We start from the raw sequence: 15,883 nt of genomic DNA on the forward strand, positions 1-15,883 counted from the left end.
AGTTGATTACCCGCAGTCGCGGTGCACGGGTCGCGCTTTCGGCTTTTCTCAGGAAAGAAGACAAGGCCGAGAGCCTCCGAAAGCGCGCATCGACCCCATGCGGTTACGTCCGCAAGGGGGTCTCGGATTCGCACTTCTCAGGAGTGGCACCCGTCGCAGCGGGATGCGGAGCTGGCGCGAGTCTGGCGCGCTTCGGGCATCACCGGGCCGAGGTCCAGTCAGCACCGGGACGCGGACCCAGGGGCTGTCCGGCCCCGGGTCCGAGGTCCGAGATACTTCAGCGCAGGAAGAACTCCGCCTGGCCGTACGGCAGGCCGGTGGTGATGCCCTGGCCGCGGCAGTACTCCATGAGCTTGCGCGACTCGACGAGCTGCGGCGAGTTCTCGTGGTAGCCCATCACCATCACATGTCCCAGCCAGGGCTCCTGACCCATGGCGTAGATGTAGACCTGCTGGGGCTTGAGCCGCTGGACGATTTCGATGGCCCGCACGGCGTTGGAGCCGTTGAGCCGCCGGGACTGGTCCATCTTGCGCGACAGCGGGGTGGGCAGCAGCGGGCCGTACATCCAGCTGAGCGGGCCGCCCTCGGACTCCATGCCCAGGAACATCACGTCGATGTTTCCCACCGCCCGGTGGATGTGATCGTACAGGTGCGGCTCGAGCGCGTTGGAGTCCGCGGCCATCAGCAGCGACCGGCCCCCGAGCTGGATGAGGTGGGCGATCTTCGCCTGGATGTTCAGGTCGCCGTGCTCACCGATGAAGGGCAGGCCGAGGAGCCGTCCGCCCGGTAGCGGCAGGGTCTCCATCTCGCTGAGGGCCACCACGTTGCGGAAGCCGGTGTTCTGCAGCATCAGCTTGAGCGAGGGGTCCACCAGCCCGCCGCCGCTGCTGGCCGGCACCACGAGGGTGCCGATGCGGTGGCGCAGCTGGAGCAACGGCTCGAACATCAGGTGGTCGGCATGGCCGTGGGTGATGAGGACGTAGTCGATGTGCTCGGGCAGGTCCGCGTAGGTGTAGCGCGGCAGCTCCGAGGGGAAGTCGTAGCTGACGACGGGGTCCGTCAGGATGCTGACGTCGCGCGTCTCGATGAGCACGCACGCGTGGCCGAAGTAGCGGATGCGCACGCCCTCGCCGTCATACCTGGAGGCAGGGCGCGGCGGCTGGTCCGTGAAGAAGGTGGAGAACGTCTCGTGGTCCTTGGCCTCGACGCCCAGCGCCTCGCGCACCGGCCCCACCGGCCCGGGCGTGCGCCGCATGGAGAAGAGCTGATCGATGGCTTCGTTGCGGTAGGGCGTCTTGACGATGAGGCTGCCGTCGTCCGTGTCCAGCCGCGGCGTGCTGAAGACATACGGGCGCGCGTCGCCGTGGACCAGCCGCATGCACAGGCTCTGCGAGGACTCGCGGTGGAAGGGGCTGAGGTAGAGCAGCGACTCGAAGAAGCGCGGTGAGGCGCGGTTGTTCAGGTCGTACGTCAGCTCCACGTAGCCGCGCAGCAGGTCCGGCACCCGCGGGTACAGCTCCTCCAGCGAGAAGCCCTCCGCGGTGGACAGCAGCTTGTCCAGGTCCAGCATCGCCTGGGCGTACTTGAGCGACAGGGCCTCCTCGCTCAGGGTGCGCTCCAGCAGCGCCTTGACGCCCTCCACCCGGTCCACGCCGTAGTTGAGGTAGGGGCCGCCGCGGAGCGCCGGGCTCTTGAGGGCCGCCACGTGGATGGCCGGGTTGGCCACGAACGACTCCATGATCTTCACATGGAGGTTCGCCACGAAGAGTGGCGCCGTCATCGGGGACACCAGGTACCACCACGCGTACCACTGGTTGTACAGCGGCTCGGTGACGACGTTCTGCTTCAGGTACAGCGCCGGCTCGGACATCGGTATTTCTCTCGGAACGGCTGGGGTGTGTGGACCGGCGTGCGGTCCATTCAGGGGATTCGGCTCAGGCCGCGGGGCGCACGGGGGCGCCGTGCTTCTCCAGGCGGGAGATGGCCTCCCGGGCCTCCTCGCGCAGGGGCTCCTCGGCCGTGGCGGCCTGCTCGCGCAGCGCGGTGAGGACCTCGTCTCCGGAGTAGAGGATGAGCCCCAGCCTCCGGGCGGCCATCACCCGGTCGCGCATCTCGCCGGCCCGCAGCTCGGCCAGCAGGTAGTCCTTGTAGAGGCCCAGGAAGTGGTTCTCCGCCTCCAGCATGCGGGCGCACAGCGCGCGCAGGTGCTCGCGCTCCTTCGGGTCGGCGGGCACCCGGTAGCCCCCGCGCGTGCGGCACGCGTAGATCTCCTCGAACAGCGGTGTCCACTCGTCGTTGATGAGCTGCCGGTGGGCCTCGATGGCCGAGCGCTTCGAGAAGGTGTAGGCCTCCGCCTTCAGTGACACCAGCGCCGTGGCCAGGCGGCAGGCGAGCGTGACGAGCTCCTTGATGCTGCGGTGCCGGGTGCCGTCCGCCTCCACGTGCTCGCGGTGGTCGTAGCCGTAGAGCTCGCCCTGGGCATCGGGGAAGGAGAACGGGTGGCGAAGCGGCTCATCGTCGGCGTGCGCGCGGCTGCGCTCCATGAAGATGAAGGGGCGGTGCATGCAGTAGCGCAGCCACTTGTCCTTGGGCATCAGGGGGATGCGCTCCCGGATGTCCTCGCCCATCAGCAGCAGGGAGGACTCCTTGAGGTTCACCTCCCCATCCTCGAGCAGCCGCGCCTCCTCCGTCGCGCTGACGTCCAGTGGCATCCGGCACAGCGGGCCGACGTAGCGGCGGAAGAGCTCGAAGCGCTCCAGCTCCCCCTCGTGGAACCGGCCCTTGAAGATCATGACGACGTCGATGTCGCTGGCCCCCACGGCCTCGCTCGTGGCCTGGCTGCCCACCATGAAGTACGAGAGGACGCGGCCCGGGAAGGCCATCTGCGCCAGCCCGACGAAACCGTAGAGGGTGGCATTGACGTTCATGTCCTCCGTCATGCCCACCAGCGTTACGTCTTCCACTTCCATCATGGATCGGGGTCCTTCGTCGGAATGTACGGTGTTGGAGTCGCGGTGCGCGGGCCAGGCCATCCGAAGGAAGTCCTTGCGGGGGTTAGCATCGCCGGGCGGCACCAGGGGCCGCAAGACCACGGTGATGGCGACCACGGCCGTGAGGGTGGGCCCATGGTATCGTCGCGTCCGCCCATGGCCCGTCGCTTCACGTCTACAGAAGAAAAGGAATTGCGTCCCCTGCTCGAGTCGGGAACGCCCATTCCCATCTCCGAGGTGCGCCGCATCCTCGGGTTGGAGGAACTGCCCCACGCCCACCTCCTGGCGGAGGACACCTGGCTGCTCGGGGGCCGAGTGCTCAGGTGGCTCAGCGGGGAGATGCGCGGCGGGCGGGACGGCGGTGACTACGATTTGTTCTGCGGTTCGGTCGCCGCCTTCGAGCGGACGGCGCGGCGCATGCTGGAGAGCGGCTACAAGCCATGCAAGGGGAGGGCGTACGCCAACCTGTGGCAGTGGCTGGTGGGAACGGCGCTCGGCCGCGATGCGCACGCCCGATGTATCAGCGACGAGAACCGCGCCACGCCCGGGCAGGAGCTGCCCCGGCTCCGGCGCTTCGCGGACGGCAGCGAGATGTACGTGCTGCAGTTCCATTCGCCCGAGGGACATGTGCTCCAGTTGGTGCACCTCCCGTCGCTCTTCCGCGAGGGCGTCCCGCTGCACAACCAGGTGGCCTTCACCGACCTCAGCATCTGCCAGTTCACCCTGGACGACCGCCACCTGCATGCGGGGCCGCACTCCTGGGTAGACTTCCTCGACCGCCGCGTTCGCGTGGTCGAGATGGCCCGCCCGCACCGCACGGCCCTGCGCCTGGTCAAGTACGGCCTCCGGGGGTTCCGTCCCTACGTGTCGACCGTGGGGACGGTGTACGGCGCGTGGTTCGCGGAGGCGCTCGGGCGCCGGCAGAGTGCCCGGTAGGGTGCGGGGTTCGCGGACGACGCGTCCAACCGTCGGCTACCTCGCCGGACGCGGGTGGTGCTAGGAGCGCCGGGACTTTCATGACAGGGAGCGGTCCATGCGGGCGTTCGTCACCGGCGGTTCGGGCTTCGTGGGCAGGAACCTCATCGCGGCGCTGAAGGCGCGCGGGGACTCGGTGCGTGCGCTGGCGCGCTCCCCGTCCTCCGTGGCGGCGGTGACGGAGTCCGGCGCCGAGCCCTTCGAGGGAGACCTGTCCGACGCGGACAAGCTGAAGCCCGGCATGGAGGGCTGCGACACCGTCTTCCACGCGGCGGCGTACGTGAAGGGGTGGGGGCCTCGCGAGGAGTTCTACGAGGCCAACGTGCGCGGCACGGAGCGGGTGCTGGAGGCGGCGCGCGCGGCGGGCGTGAAGCGGTTGGTGCACGTCAGCACGGAGGCGGTGCTGGTGGACGGCACGCCGCTGGTGAATGTGAACGAGACCTGGCCGATTCCGGAGCGCCCCATCGGCAACTACCCCTCCACCAAGGCCGAGGCGGAGAAGCGGGTGCTGAGCGTCAGCTCCCCGGACTTCGTCACCGTGGCGGTGCGCCCGCGCTTCATCTGGGGGAAGGGGGACACCTCCCTGCTGCCGGAGTTCATCGACGCGGTGAAGGCGAAGCGCTTCGCGTGGTTCGGCGGCGGGCGCTACCTGTCCTCCACCTGCCACGTGGCCAACTGCGTGGAGGGCATGCTGCTGGCGGCGGAGAAGGGACGCGGAGGCCAGGCGTACTTCCTCACCGACGGCGAGCCGGTGGTGTTCCGCGACTTCATCACCGAGATGCTGCAGTCGCAGAACGTGGACGCGGGCACGCGCACGGTGCCGTATGGCCTGGCGGCGACGCTGGCCACCCTCGGGGACATGGTGTGGGGCGCGTTCCACCTGAGCAGCCGGCCGCCGCTCACCCGTGCCGAGCTGCTGCTGGTGGGGCGAGAGGTGACGGTGAGCGACGCCAAGGCCCGCGAGGAGCTGGGCTACGAGGGCCGGATGACGCGCGAGGAAGGGCTGCGCGAGATGCGCGCGGACTACAAGGCGAAGGCGCCGCGCACGCTGTAGGGGACGGCTCCACGATGAACGCAGCCCCGTGCGTGGTTCCTGCGCGGAACGGGGTGGAGTCGTTCCATGTGCCAACGGGGATGAATCGCAGGCCCTCCGCTGGCGGCGCGAGCGTCATCACCCGGTCCACCACGGTGCGCTGGAAGAGGTCACTTCGGCGCGGTGGCGACGGCGCTGGCGTGACGGGCGGAGGCGTCCGCGCGCTCCTTCGCGCGTTGGATGGCGACGGACACGGCCTCGCCCACGGCGCGGGAGAGGCCATGGGTCTCCAGCGCGACGAGGCCCGCCTCGGTGATGCCGCCCGGGGTCGCCACCTCGGCGATGAGCTTCTCCGTGGTGGCGCCCGGTTCGGCCAGCAGCTTCGCCGCGCCGATGAGCGTGCCCCGCGCCAGCGCCTCCGCCTCCGAGGCCTCCATCCCGTGGTCCCTCGCGGCCCGGGCCAGCGCCTCCACGAAGCGGAACACATACGCGGGCCCCGTGCCGGACACGCCCGTGCAGACCGTGAGCTCGGCCTCGGAGACCCACAGCGTCCGGCCCGTCGCGGTGAATAGTGCCTCCGCCGCCCTCCTCGCGGCTTCTGTTCCCCGGGTGCCCTCCGTGAGCGGCGTCACGCCCTCGCCCACGCCCACGGGGGTGTTGGGCATGGCGCGCAGGACGGCGACCCGGGATGGCAGCGCCGCTTCCAGCTGCTCCAGTCGCACGTCCGCGGACAGCGACACGACGACCTGGCCCTCCTCCAGCGCGGGGGCGATGACCTCCATCAGCTCCGTCATCTGGGCCTGGCGTACCGAGAGCAGGACCACCGCCGCGCCGCGCACCGCCTGGGCGTTGTCGGTCAGGACGTGCACGCCGTGGCGGGAGCGCAGCTCCTCGCCGCGCTCGGGCCGGCGCACGGTGACGCGCAGGTCGGACGGGCGCACCTGTCCGGAGCGGAGCAGGCCCCGGATGATGGCCTCGGCCAGCTTGCCGCCGCCGAGGAGGACGATGGGCGTGGGGACGGGTGGGGTCATCATGGTGGGCACGCTCCTCGCTAGAGCTTCACTCCGACGGTGGTCCGCGACTGCGTGCCCGGTGCAGGCACCGTCGCGGGCGGAGTGCTGTCATAGGTGAGATTGAAGCCCAGGCCCACCGTGACGCGCGGGTGGGGCGTCGCGGGAAGGCTCCAGCCGGTTTCCGCCAAGGCCCTGCCCGGTGGAGACCCTGTCGGGATGGCGTCAACCCTCTGCTTCAAGGTTCCGGACGACGCGCTGCAGGAACTCGCGCAGGAGCGCCTTCTCCTGCTGTGTGAAGCCCGCGGTCGCCTCGTCCTCTCCTCGCAGCAGCGCCGCTTTCGCCTCGGCAATCCGGGCGCGGGACTGGGAGGTGAGCGAGGTGAGGCTCCCTCGCTTGTCTTCCGGGTTGGGTTCGCGCCGGATGACGCCGTCGCGCTCCATGCGCGCGAGCATCTCCGCCATCGTCGGCTGCTCCACGCGCGCCAACTCCGCGAGCGTCTTCTGCGACAGCGCTCCTCCGTCCTCGAGCGCAATCAGCACGGGAAGCTGGCTCATGCCGAATCCCAGCGGGCGCAGGCGTGCCTCATGGAGGCGCATGAGCAGCCGCGACGCTCGGTTGATCCAATACGCCGACGTGGCTTCGGGGTTCCAGGCGCGTGGCTTTCGATCCGATTGCATAGGTACCTATTTATTATTAGTAAGGGGCCTATGCAAACTGGAAAGCGCATTGGAATCGTAGGTGGAGGGCCGGGAGGGCTGACGCTCGCGCGAATCCTGGCGACGCGGGGCATCGGCTCCACGGTGTTCGAGCTGGACGCGCACCGGCTGTCGCGCCCGCAGGGCGGCTCGCTGGACCTGCACGCGGACTCGGCCCTGGTCGCGCTGCGCCACGCCGGGCTCGAAGCGGGGTTCAAGGCGCTCGCGCGCTACGAGGACCAGGGCGACGCGCTCTATGACGACCAGGGGACGCTGCGCTTCTCCCTGGGAGGAGACCCGGACGGTGACCGGCCCGAGATTGACCGCGAGCACCTGCGCACGCTCCTGCTCGACAGTCTGCCGCCTGAGACGATTCGGTGGGGAAGCAAGGTGCGCGCGGTGGAGCCCTTGCCGGATGGGCGCCATCGCGTCGTGGGTGCCCGCGGTTCGCTCGGGGAGTTCGACCTCGTGGTGGGAGCGGACGGTGCGTGGTCCAGGGTGCGACCGCTCGTGTCGGATGAGGAGCCTCGCTACACGGGGGTGTTGTTCGTCGAGCTGAGCATCGACGATGTGGACGCGCGGCATCCCGACCTCGCCGCACTCATCCCTCGTGGCAAGGTCTCCGTGGTCGGCAACTGCCTGGGCCTCATCGCGCAGCGCAGCAGCAACGCGCACGTCCGCGTCTACCTCATGTTCCGCGTGGCCGAGGACTGGCTCCAGCAGGGCGGGGTGGACCTGTCCTCCCCCGGGCGTGCTCGCGAGACGCTCAAGGCGCGCTTCGCCGGGTGGGCGCCTTCGCTGCTCCGGTTCATCGACGTGTGCAATGACACCATCGTCCCGCGACCCATCGTCGCGCTCCCGGTGGGGCACCGGTGGACGCACCGGCCGGGCGTGACGCTGCTGGGAGACGCGGCGCATGTCATGCCGCCATTCCCGGCGAGGGTGTGAACATGGCCATGCTGGATGCGGCGGAATTGGCGCTGGGGCTCGTCGAGGATTCCGACTGGAGTCGCGCGGTGGCGGCCTACGAGGCGCGCATGTTCGCGCGGGCCGCGGACGCGGCGGCGGGCGCGATGGAGGGGCTCGACTTCGTGTCGGAGCACGCGCTCGCGCACGTGCTCGGGCACTTCGAGGAGATTCAGAGGATGGTGGAAGCTCCCCATCCCTGAGCCGGAAGCCCGTGCCCCAGGGTGGGCCTCCACGGCTGGAGGGTCCGTACCGTGTCCGGGACGGCGCTGCTCGTAGTGGGGGGCGCGCCTCCCAGAGGCAGGCCCCACTCGAGCCAGCGAGTCGCGGAATCAACCTGTCCGCGCGCGGTGGACCCTACAGGCCCACGTGGAAGGTGGTGAGGGCGCGGCCCTCGTCGTGGTCGGCGAGGGTCAGCCGCGCGGTGGGGGCTCCGCCGTGCTGGAAGGCGTAGGTGAGCAGGCCCCGCGCGAAGTGGGGTGGGTCCGCCAGGCGGCGCGGGTGGTGGGTGAACTCGGGCACCGGGTGCAGCCGCAGCTCCCAGCCGCCCTCGTCGCCGTGGGGACGCACGGAGACGTCGAGGAAGTTGTTGGTGGAGCGCAGTGCGCGAGACAGGCGCAGCAGCATCTGCTCGGTGCCCACCACCTGGGCGAAGCCCTGGAGCACCGTGCCCATGCGGGCCTGGATGAATCGCTCGGCGAAGGCGTGGCCCAGCGCGTACTCCGCCTCGTCGCGCTCCAGGTGGGGCAGGGTGGTGCCCGCCAGCATGCGGATGGTGGCCGGCCACACCGAGCAGGGGTAGGCCGCGTGCAGGGGGCGGCTGGCGAAGACGCCCTGCCGCTCCAGGGTCTTGAGGGTGAGGGGCATCAGCGGCGCTGCTGTCGCCAGCAGGGTGTCCAGCGCGTAGCCGAACACCATGGGCTCGCGGCAGGGGGCCCGCATCGTTGCCAGTGTCATGAGGTCGCTCTTTCAGTCGGGAGCGCCTTCGCGCTCCAGGAATGAGCGGGAGACTGCCGTCCCCGCCTGTCCCTGGTGTTGCGCGTATATGAAGAAGCGTTAACGGAAGTTGCCCCGTTTTCGCGTCTTTCACTCGCTCAGCGTGTCATGCCCCGTGTCCGTCGGGCGCTCAGGGCAGGACGCCGTGCGCGCGGTACCAGTTCCTCACCCGTGAGAGCATGGTGGTGTCGAAGGGAATCTGCGAGTGGGTGTAGCCCGCGTAGACGTGGAGCTGGTGGGGGGTTCCGCTCGTGGCCAGGATGGAGTTCAGCGTCTGGTCCAGCGAGAGGTCGACCACCGTGTCCGCGTCGCCATGGTGGAGCTGGTAGGGCGTGGTGATGTTCGCGGCCGCGTCCGGCGTGGTGGCGTTGGGGCCCGAGCTTACGCCTCCGGCGGTGTGCGAGCCAGCGCGGAAGTCCGCCGGGTACGTTCCCAGGAGCTGGCCGGTGACGAAGCCCCCCATGCTGTGGCCATGCGCCGCCACCCGGGAGAAGTCGATGTTGCCCACGCAGGACAGCAGGTCCCTCGCCTTGTGCGCGCGCAGCACGTTCTCCGGAGAGGCCCCTTCGCCGCCGCTCGGGAGCGTGCCGGCGGCATCGGCGGCATGGGTATAGGTGGTGCCGATGGCCACCAGACCCCAGCCCACCATCGTCTTCGCCACGGTGGCCGAGTAGCCGCGCGCGGTGCCTCCCTTGCCGTGGCTGACGACGACCGCCGGGAACGGTCCGGTCCCGGTCGCGGGCTTGAAGAGGATGCCCTTGAGCACGTAGTGCACGCCTGAATCCACGGAGTCGTAGGTCCAGGTGGCGCCGGTGGCGGACGTCGGGCTTCCGGTGACGAGGAACTTCGAGCAGTCCGCCTGGGGCGTGGAGGGCGCGAGGGCCTGCACCCGGGTGCCGGCCTCCTCCGCCGTGAGCCCATCCGGCGCTGACTCGGCGCCACCACAGCCGGACAGCCACAGCAACAACGCACCGCGACTCAGAAAGGAAACACCGGGGTGGCTCCACGTCTTCATTCCATGGACTCCTTGTGTCGTGGCCTCGGTCCTTCGACCGGGTCCCGTCAGAACACCTCGCGAGGCGAAAGGTTGCGCGCAAAGGAGGAACCGGGGCCCTGTCGCGACGTGAGGCGCGAGCAGGCCTGGGGCGCTGAGGGGCAGGAGGGCCTCCACGGCCGTGTTCCCCGTCCCGCACCTTCGAGCCTTCGAATCGCAATGCCGAGCCTGAGCCTTACCGGACGTCCCTGAAGCAGGTTAGCGTGCGCCGGACGCCGTCGCCCGAGGAGGAGAGCGCCATGCGCAGGTTCGAGTTCGTCGAGGGCAGCAGCTCCAAGTTCTGGGAGCCGGAGCTCAAGGGCAGCACCTTCACCGTCACGTTCGGCCGCATCGGCACCGCGGGCCAGCGCAAGGAGAAGGCGTTCCCCGACGAGGCCTCCGCCCGCCGCGAGTACGAGAAGAAGGTCGCCGAGAAGCAGCGCGAGGGCTACGTCGAGGTGACGGCCGGCGCCGCGGCCACCACCGCCGAGCCCCCGCCGCCCCCCAAGCCCGAGAAGGCCCCGCTGCCCCGCCGCATGCCGCGCGCCAGCCCCACGCCCGAGGCCGTGAAGGCCGCCGCCGACGCGCTGGCCGCCCTGCGCGCCCGGCTCGGGTGGCGCAGCTGGGAGGTGACGTCCCGTGCCCGTCGAGCCCGTCGTACCCTGCGCGCGCTCGGCGGTGTGGACCCGGCGGCGCACCCGGAGCTGGCGGGCACCTTCACCGCGCTGATGGAGCGTGTGGTGGCGCCTCCGAAGGAAGGCCGCCTTCCGCTGCGGCACGCGCTGTCGCTGCTGGGCGCGGTGGACGTGGCGGCCTTCATCCGCGCCTCCGAGGTGTGGCGGCGCGCCGCGGCACCGGCCGCCCCCGCCGCTGCCGCCGTCTCCCAGCAGGCCGCGTCCCTGGGCGAGCCCGAGCTGGCGCTGCGCCTGGGCATGCTACTGGCCGAGCGCCCGGGCCTCGGCGGTGGCCTGTCCGAGGACGGCTGGGCGAAGCGCTGGGCGGAGCTGCGGCCCCACGTGGAGTCACACCTGACCTCCGCGGGCGGCTCACTGGCGGCCTGGGTGAAGGGCGTGGACGCCGGGGGCGACGCGCACCTCGCGAAGCGCCTGGCCCGCCTGGAGGCCTGAGGCGCCGCCGGTGCTACCGTGCGGTGCATGACGAGCACCACCCCACGAGGGCTGCTGGCGGCGCTGTTGCTGCTGGCGGCAGGCTGCGCCTCCGAGAGCGGCGCGACGCGCGGCGGCAACACTTCGGACGCCGCCGTGCAGGAACTGGAAGCACGCAACCAAGCCCTGCGCGAGGAGCTGCGCCGCAAGCAGGCGGAAATCGAGCAGTCCTTCGCCGCCACCACCCAGGCGGAGGCCGCCGCCGGGCTGCGCGGCCTGGACTGCGCGGGCGTCACCGCCGCCAGCGCTCCGGCGAAGGGCATGCCGCGCTCCGGCACCGTCCACTCGAAGGTGAAGCTGAGCCACCGCGCCTTCCAGATGACGCCGAGCTTCTCCGCCGCCCGCACCAACGGAGGCTGGAAGGTGTCGCCGGGCAACTGCCAGGTGTCCCCGCAATGAGCGCGCGAACGAAGCTGTACGCCGCCTGGGGGCTGCTTACCGCCGCCGTGCTGCTCGGAGGCTGCGCCGCGGACCCGCGCGTCCGGATGAGGGCATTGAAGGACGAGAACGGGCAGCTCACCCGCGAGGTGCAGGCCGCCGACCAGTCGGTGCAGGCCTCCGCCGCGTACCTCGCGGAGCTGCAGTCCCCGGCGAAGGCGGGCGGGGCGTTCTCGCTCTACTTCACGCCCGAGGCGCTGGATCGGATGGCGGCGCAGATGGTGCCGTACCGGATGCCCGGCCGCGACTTCAACAGCAAGCTCCAGGGCGAAATCGTCGTGGAGCGCGTGACGGACTTCCAATTCCTCTCCCGCAACCGGCTGCGCTGCAAGGCGCACATGCGCGGCGAGAAAATCAAATACACCGGCAGCGTCCCGTCCTTCGCGAAGGGCCAGGTGAAGGACTTCGAGCAGGCCGTCACCAAGGGCGCCATCGCCGACATGGAAGTGGAGCTCACGCTGGACGGAGCCCGCGTGCTCGCCCGTGCCCAGGCCACCGACATCCGCCTCAAGGCGAAGCGCGACTCCAGCGCGGAGAGCCGCCTCCAGAGCGAGATGAACAGCAAGGCGCTGCGCCTGCCGATGGTGTTCGACATGACGCTCCAGGCCAGCGGTGCCGCGCCGCGCCGGCTCATGGTGACGGGCAACCACGTCGTCGTCACCTACGCCCCCTAGGCGGGCAGGCCCCTTTCGTGACGTTGCTGTGACAGGGGTGCAAAGACGAGGTGAGCTAGAGGTGGGGCTCCTTGTGGTGTGACGTCGGGACGTTTCACAGTGGTGACCGACGCCGCAGGGGGAGAACCCGCCGATGTGGAAGCTTCAACTGGGATGTCTCGCGCTGGCCCTGCTGGCGGCCTGCAAGTGCGGTGGTGGTGGCTCGTCGGGTGAGACGGGCACCACCGGCCGCGCGGCCGCGAAGCCCGCCAACGCGGTGGTGCTCACCGTCGCCTACGGCAGCGAGAAGAAGACGTGGCTGGAGGAGCAGGCGCGCGCCTTCGAGGCCAGCGGCGCCACCACGAAGTCCGGCCGCCCCATCCGCGTCGAGGGCAAGGCCATGGGCTCGGGTGAGGCGGTGCAGGAAATCGTCTCCGGCCGGCTGAAGGCCCACGTCTACAGCCCCGCCTCCAGCGCCTACCTGCCCCTGCTCAACAGCGCGTGGACGCAGGCCACCGGGCGCACGCAGCCGGTGGTGGGGCAGGGCGAGCCGGTGCTGCTGTCCCCCATCGTCATCGCCATGTGGAAGCCCATGGCGGAGGCGCTCGGCTGGCCCGGCAAGCCCCTGGGCTGGGCGGATTTGATGAAGGTGGCCGCCAACCCGCAGGGCTGGGCCGCCTACGGCCACGTCGAGTGGGGCCGCTTCAAGCTGGGCCACACCCACCCTGAGTTCTCCAACTCCGGCCTGCTGTCGGTGCTCGCCGAGGCCTACGCGGGCGCGGCCAAGACGCGCGGCTTGAGCGCCGCGGACGTGGAGTCGCCGAAGACGCTGGAATTGCTCCAGCAGATTGAAGGCACGGTGGTGCACTACGGCAAGTCCACCGGCTTCTTCGCGGACAAGATGCTCCAGCGCGGCCCGGGCTACATCTCCGCCGCGGTGCTCTACGAGAACCTCGTCATCGAGTCCTACGGGAAGCAGACGGACGCGCCCTTCCCGCTGGTGTCCATCTACCCGGTGGAGGGCACCTTCTGGTCGGACCACCCCTACGCGACGCTGGACGCGGAGTGGGTGGGCGCGGAGGAGCGCGAGGCCGCGGACGCCTTCCTCGGCTTCCTCAAGGGCCGCCCCGCGCAGGAGCGCGCGCTGGCGCTGGGCTTCCGTCCAGCGGACCCGGCCGTGTCCATTGGCGCGCCGGTGGACGCGGCGCACGGCGCGGACCCGAAGCAGCCGCAGACGCTGCTGGAGGTGCCGGAAGCGGACGTGCTGGAGAAGCTGCTCGCCGTGTGGCGCCAGACGAAGAAGCCCACCGACGTCACCTTCGTCTTCGACAAGTCCGGCAGCATGCAGGGCCGCCCGCTCGCCGAGGCGAAGCTCGGGGCGAAGCGCTTTCTGGAGACGCTGTCGGACCGCGACGAGGTGACGCTGTTGTTCTTCGACAACAACGTCTATCAGCCGGTGGGGCCCCTCGCGCTGGACGCCCAGGGCCGCGCGGAGCTGGCCGGACGCATCGACAACACCATCGCCTCGGGGGGCACCGCGCTGTACGGCGCCACCCAGGCCGCCTACAAGGTGGCCCAGGCCCGCGCGCGGCAGTCGCCGGGCCGCATCCACGCCGTCATGGTGATGACGGACGGACGCGACGAGAGCAGCAGCATCACCCTCAACCAGCTCAAGCAGGGCCTTGGCTCCAGCGACGAGCAGGACGCCGCGGTGCGCGTCTTCACCATCGCCTACGGAGACGGCGCGGAGGGCGGAGTGCTGGACGGCATCGCCGAGGCGGGCAAGGGCTCCAGCGCGAAGGGCAGCGTCGAGGACATCGTCCAGGTGTACCGGGACATGGCGTCGTTCTTCTAGGACGGGCAAGGGCACGGGACGGACATGGCCGGCGGCGCACGAGACAGGGAATGCAATGGCCGAGCGTGAGTCCGCGCTGGTGCGGCACTTCCCTCGCGTCCTGGCGCGCTCGGCGGGCGGCGCCGTCAACCTGACGGTGGCGGGGGCCGGGGCGCTGAGTGCGGCGGCGCTCCACTCGTGGCCCGTGCTGGCGCTGGGCGGCGTGGCCTACGCGGCGCTGGTGGCGTGGGACCTGGTCACGCCCGGCTTCTGGCGCGATGCGCTCAGCGGAAACTCGAAGGAAGAGGTTGCCGCCCGCCTGCCCGACGCGGACTCGCTGCGAGACGCCCGCGTGCGCGACGCGGTGCGGGCCATCGCCGCCGCGCGCGCCCAGTTGGAGCGCACGCTGAAGGAGGCGCCGGAAGCGGTGCGCTCGCACCTGGGGCTGGTGCTCTCCTCGTTGCACGAGCTGGAGGGCCGCGCGGCGCGGCTGGCGGTGCGGGGCGAGGAGCTGGCGCGCTTCCTGGGGCAGGTGGACCCGGGGACGGTGCGCGAGCAGATCCGCCTGGCCTCGGAGCAGGCCGCGGGCACGCGCGACGCGGAGGCGCGGGCCCAGTACGAGAGCGCCCGCGCGGCACGCGAGGAGCAACTGGCGGCCCTGGTGGACATCGACGCGGCGCGGGAGCGGGTGCTCGCCAACCTGTCGCGCATCGCCGCCACGTACCAGGGGCTGCCCGCGAAGGTGATGCGCCTGCACGCGCTGGATGCGCAGGCCACGGAGAGCATGTACGGGGACCTCAACGAGGAGCTGGGCCGGATGAATGGAGAGCTCGGTGCCTTCGAGGAGACCCTGAAGTCCTTCCATGAGGTGCGAGTCGGCACATGAAGCCCAAGGTCCTCATCATCATCGGGTTCCTCGCCGCGGTCGGCGGGGTCTTCTATCTGACCGCCCAGCGCGGCGTGGGCTCCCAGGGTGGCACCGCCCCTCAGGGTTCCGAGCCGGCCGCGCGCGGTGAGGTGACGGAAATCTCCTTCCTCTACAGCACGGAGAAGAAGGACTGGGTGGAGTCCGCCGCGGCGTCGTTCCAGCGCGAGCACCCGGACATCAAGGTCAGCCTCGTGGGCAAGGGCTCGCTGGACGCGGCGCAGGCCATCCTCGACGGCCGCGAGAAGCCCACGGTGTGGAGCCCCGCGGACAGCGCGGTGCTGCGCATGCTGGAGTCGGACTGGGCCACCGAGCCCTCGCGCGGGCCGCTCTTCGCCACCGACGGCGAGGGCGCGCCGCAGCCGCTGGTGATTACGCCGCTCGTCTTCGTCGTATGGGAAGACCGGGCGGAGGTGCTGCAGAAGGCCAACGAGGGGAAGGCCGTGTCGTGGAAGGCCATCCACAAGGCGGTGGCCAGCGACCAGGGTTGGCCCGCCATCGGCGGCAAGCCGGAATGGGGCTTCGTGAAGCTGGGCCACACGGACCCGACGCGCTCCAACTCCGGGCTCCAGGCGCTGTTGCTGGCGACGCTGGAGTACTACAACAAGCGCAGCGGCCTGACGGTCGGTGATTTGCTGGACCCGAAGTACCAGGAGTGGATGAAGCAACTGGAGAAGGGCGTCACCCGCTTCGAGACGTCCACGGGCACGTTCATGACGGACATGGTCCGCTTCGGCCCGTCCAAGTACGACATCGCCGTGGTGTACGAGAACCTGGCGATTTCGCAGATTGCCAACGCCCAGGGCCGGTGGGGCAACCTGAAGGTCTACTACCCGGCCCTCACGCTGTGGAGCGACCACCCCGCGGGCGTGCTCCAAGGCGACTGGGTGACACCGAAGCAGAAGGCGGCGGCGCTGGAGTGGCTGCGCTATCTGCGCAGCCGGCCCGTGCAGGAGCGAGCGCTGGCCTTCGGCTTCCGGCCCGCGGACCCGGCGGTGCCGCTGAAGACGCAGGACGCGAGCAACCCCTTCACGCGGCTCGCGTCGCACGGCATCCAGGTGGACGTGCCCCCCGTGGCGGAGGTGCCCGAGGGTCCCGTCGTTCGTAACCTGCTCACCATGTGGTCCCGCGTGGTGGCCGCATCGCGGTAGCGGGCAGGCGGCCA

General features: G+C 70.5%; 17 protein-coding genes. 10 read left to right on the plus strand and 7 right to left on the minus strand.

Annotation, left to right across the window (positions count from 1 at the left end):
• Positions 1-277: 277 nt before the first annotated feature.
• Together OV427_RS32910 and OV427_RS32915 are read right to left on the minus strand one after the other, a co-directional pair.
• Positions 278-1,870 (minus strand): MBL fold metallo-hydrolase, encoded by a 1,593-nt coding sequence (locus OV427_RS32910; RefSeq protein WP_267860170.1) that lies wholly within the window; start codon positions 1,868-1,870, stop codon positions 278-280.
• A 64-nt stretch (positions 1,871-1,934) separates the two neighbouring features.
• Positions 1,935-2,972, minus strand: coding sequence for a nucleotidyltransferase domain-containing protein (locus OV427_RS32915; protein ID WP_267860171.1), 1,038 nt, complete (start codon positions 2,970-2,972; stop codon positions 1,935-1,937).
• A gap of 153 nt (positions 2,973-3,125) precedes the next feature.
• Between OV427_RS32915 and OV427_RS32920 the strand changes: the two genes are divergently transcribed.
• Both OV427_RS32920 and OV427_RS32925 read left to right on the plus strand, forming a co-directional pair.
• Positions 3,126-3,926: a hypothetical protein gene (locus tag OV427_RS32920; RefSeq protein WP_267860172.1), complete on the plus strand. Its 801-nt coding sequence runs from the start codon at positions 3,126-3,128 to the stop codon at positions 3,924-3,926.
• A 97-nt stretch (positions 3,927-4,023) separates the two neighbouring features.
• Complete coding sequence (locus OV427_RS32925) at positions 4,024-5,019, plus strand: NAD-dependent epimerase/dehydratase family protein (RefSeq protein WP_267860173.1); 996 nt, start codon at positions 4,024-4,026, stop codon at positions 5,017-5,019.
• 149 nt (positions 5,020-5,168) lie between these two features.
• On the opposite strand, the gene proC is transcribed toward OV427_RS32925, so the two are convergent.
• From proC to OV427_RS32940, 3 genes are read right to left on the minus strand one after another with little or no spacing between them, the layout of a single operon-like run.
• The gene (gene proC / locus OV427_RS32930; protein ID WP_267860174.1) at positions 5,169-6,032 is read right to left on the minus strand and encodes a pyrroline-5-carboxylate reductase; all 864 of its coding nucleotides are present in this window, start codon (positions 6,030-6,032) and stop codon (positions 5,169-5,171) included.
• 17 nt (positions 6,033-6,049) lie between these two features.
• Positions 6,050-6,199, minus strand: coding sequence for a hypothetical protein (locus tag OV427_RS32935; RefSeq protein ID WP_267860175.1), 150 nt, complete (start codon positions 6,197-6,199; stop codon positions 6,050-6,052).
• 34 nt (positions 6,200-6,233) lie between these two features.
• Positions 6,234-6,566, minus strand: a complete 333-nt coding sequence (locus tag OV427_RS32940; protein WP_240360343.1) for a MarR family winged helix-turn-helix transcriptional regulator — start codon at positions 6,564-6,566, stop codon at positions 6,234-6,236.
• A 153-nt stretch (positions 6,567-6,719) separates the two neighbouring features.
• Between OV427_RS32940 and OV427_RS32945 the strand changes: the two genes are divergently transcribed.
• Both OV427_RS32945 and OV427_RS32950 read left to right on the plus strand, forming a co-directional pair.
• Positions 6,720-7,655, plus strand: coding sequence for an FAD-dependent oxidoreductase (locus OV427_RS32945; RefSeq protein ID WP_267860176.1), 936 nt, complete (start codon positions 6,720-6,722; stop codon positions 7,653-7,655).
• A 2-nt stretch (positions 7,656-7,657) separates the two neighbouring features.
• Positions 7,658-7,876 carry a hypothetical protein gene (locus tag OV427_RS32950; protein WP_267860177.1) on the plus strand — a complete coding sequence of 73 codons (219 nt, stop codon included), beginning with the start codon at positions 7,658-7,660 and terminating at the stop codon, positions 7,874-7,876.
• 154 nt (positions 7,877-8,030) lie between these two features.
• On the opposite strand, the gene OV427_RS32955 is transcribed toward OV427_RS32950, so the two are convergent.
• A complete protein-coding gene (locus OV427_RS32955; RefSeq protein ID WP_267860178.1) occupies positions 8,031-8,630 on the minus strand; it encodes a DUF2378 family protein in 600 nt (199 codons plus the stop codon).
• Positions 8,631-8,799: 169 nt separating this feature from the next.
• Positions 8,800-9,684: an alpha/beta hydrolase family protein gene (locus OV427_RS32960; RefSeq protein ID WP_267860179.1), complete on the minus strand. Its 885-nt coding sequence runs from the start codon at positions 9,682-9,684 to the stop codon at positions 8,800-8,802.
• A 278-nt stretch (positions 9,685-9,962) separates the two neighbouring features.
• On the opposite strand from OV427_RS32960, the gene OV427_RS32965 reads away from it, so the two are divergent.
• From OV427_RS32965 to OV427_RS32990, 6 genes are all read left to right on the plus strand, one after another.
• A complete protein-coding gene (locus tag OV427_RS32965; RefSeq protein ID WP_267860180.1) occupies positions 9,963-10,829 on the plus strand; it encodes a WGR domain-containing protein in 867 nt (288 codons plus the stop codon).
• Positions 10,830-10,856: 27 nt separating this feature from the next.
• Positions 10,857-11,267, plus strand: a complete 411-nt coding sequence (locus OV427_RS32970; protein ID WP_267860181.1) for a hypothetical protein — start codon at positions 10,857-10,859, stop codon at positions 11,265-11,267.
• Positions 11,264-11,980, plus strand: coding sequence for a hypothetical protein (locus tag OV427_RS32975; RefSeq protein ID WP_267860182.1), 717 nt, complete (start codon positions 11,264-11,266; stop codon positions 11,978-11,980). Before OV427_RS32970 ends, OV427_RS32975 begins: the two co-directional genes overlap by 4 nt.
• Before the next feature lie 133 nt (positions 11,981-12,113).
• Entirely contained in the window at positions 12,114-13,814 is a 1,701-nt protein-coding gene (locus OV427_RS32980) for a substrate-binding and VWA domain-containing protein (protein ID WP_267860183.1), read from the plus strand.
• Between the two features lie 55 nt (positions 13,815-13,869).
• Complete coding sequence (locus tag OV427_RS32985) at positions 13,870-14,679, plus strand: hypothetical protein (protein ID WP_267860184.1); 810 nt, start codon at positions 13,870-13,872, stop codon at positions 14,677-14,679.
• Positions 14,676-15,869 carry a substrate-binding domain-containing protein gene (locus tag OV427_RS32990; protein WP_267860185.1) on the plus strand — a complete coding sequence of 398 codons (1,194 nt, stop codon included), beginning with the start codon at positions 14,676-14,678 and terminating at the stop codon, positions 15,867-15,869. The genes OV427_RS32985 and OV427_RS32990 overlap by 4 nt, the downstream gene beginning before the upstream one ends.
• Positions 15,870-15,883: the final 14 nt, after the last annotated feature.

Origin of the sequence: Pyxidicoccus sp. MSG2 (assembly GCF_026626705.1) — a bacterium.
Classification (GTDB): domain Bacteria; phylum Myxococcota; class Myxococcia; order Myxococcales; family Myxococcaceae; genus Myxococcus.

Excerpts from the sequence above, each read along its gene's own strand:
- OV427_RS32980 (WP_267860183.1), top strand. The coding sequence starts at position 12,114 with ATGTGGAAGCTTCAACTGGGATGTCTCGCGCTGGCCCTGCTGGCGGCC.
- OV427_RS32950 (WP_267860177.1), top strand. The coding sequence starts at position 7,658 with ATGGCCATGCTGGATGCGGCGGAATTGGCGCTGGGGCTCGTCGAGGAT.
- OV427_RS32985 (WP_267860184.1), top strand. The coding sequence starts at position 13,870 with ATGGCCGAGCGTGAGTCCGCGCTGGTGCGGCACTTCCCTCGCGTCCTG.
- OV427_RS32970 (WP_267860181.1), top strand. The coding sequence starts at position 10,857 with ATGACGAGCACCACCCCACGAGGGCTGCTGGCGGCGCTGTTGCTGCTG.
- OV427_RS32915 (WP_267860171.1), bottom strand. The coding sequence starts at position 2,972 with ATGATGGAAGTGGAAGACGTAACGCTGGTGGGCATGACGGAGGACATG.
- OV427_RS32965 (WP_267860180.1), top strand. The coding sequence starts at position 9,963 with ATGCGCAGGTTCGAGTTCGTCGAGGGCAGCAGCTCCAAGTTCTGGGAG.
- OV427_RS32945 (WP_267860176.1), top strand. The coding sequence starts at position 6,720 with ATGCAAACTGGAAAGCGCATTGGAATCGTAGGTGGAGGGCCGGGAGGG.
- proC (WP_267860174.1), bottom strand. The coding sequence starts at position 6,032 with ATGATGACCCCACCCGTCCCCACGCCCATCGTCCTCCTCGGCGGCGGC.
- OV427_RS32910 (WP_267860170.1), bottom strand. The coding sequence starts at position 1,870 with ATGTCCGAGCCGGCGCTGTACCTGAAGCAGAACGTCGTCACCGAGCCG.
- OV427_RS32955 (WP_267860178.1), bottom strand. The coding sequence starts at position 8,630 with ATGACACTGGCAACGATGCGGGCCCCCTGCCGCGAGCCCATGGTGTTC.
- OV427_RS32925 (WP_267860173.1), top strand. The coding sequence starts at position 4,024 with ATGCGGGCGTTCGTCACCGGCGGTTCGGGCTTCGTGGGCAGGAACCTC.
- OV427_RS32960 (WP_267860179.1), bottom strand. The coding sequence starts at position 9,684 with ATGAAGACGTGGAGCCACCCCGGTGTTTCCTTTCTGAGTCGCGGTGCG.
- OV427_RS32940 (WP_240360343.1), bottom strand. The coding sequence starts at position 6,566 with ATGAGCCAGCTTCCCGTGCTGATTGCGCTCGAGGACGGAGGAGCGCTG.
- OV427_RS32990 (WP_267860185.1), top strand. The coding sequence starts at position 14,676 with ATGAAGCCCAAGGTCCTCATCATCATCGGGTTCCTCGCCGCGGTCGGC.
- OV427_RS32920 (WP_267860172.1), top strand. The coding sequence starts at position 3,126 with ATGGTATCGTCGCGTCCGCCCATGGCCCGTCGCTTCACGTCTACAGAA.
- OV427_RS32975 (WP_267860182.1), top strand. The coding sequence starts at position 11,264 with ATGAGCGCGCGAACGAAGCTGTACGCCGCCTGGGGGCTGCTTACCGCC.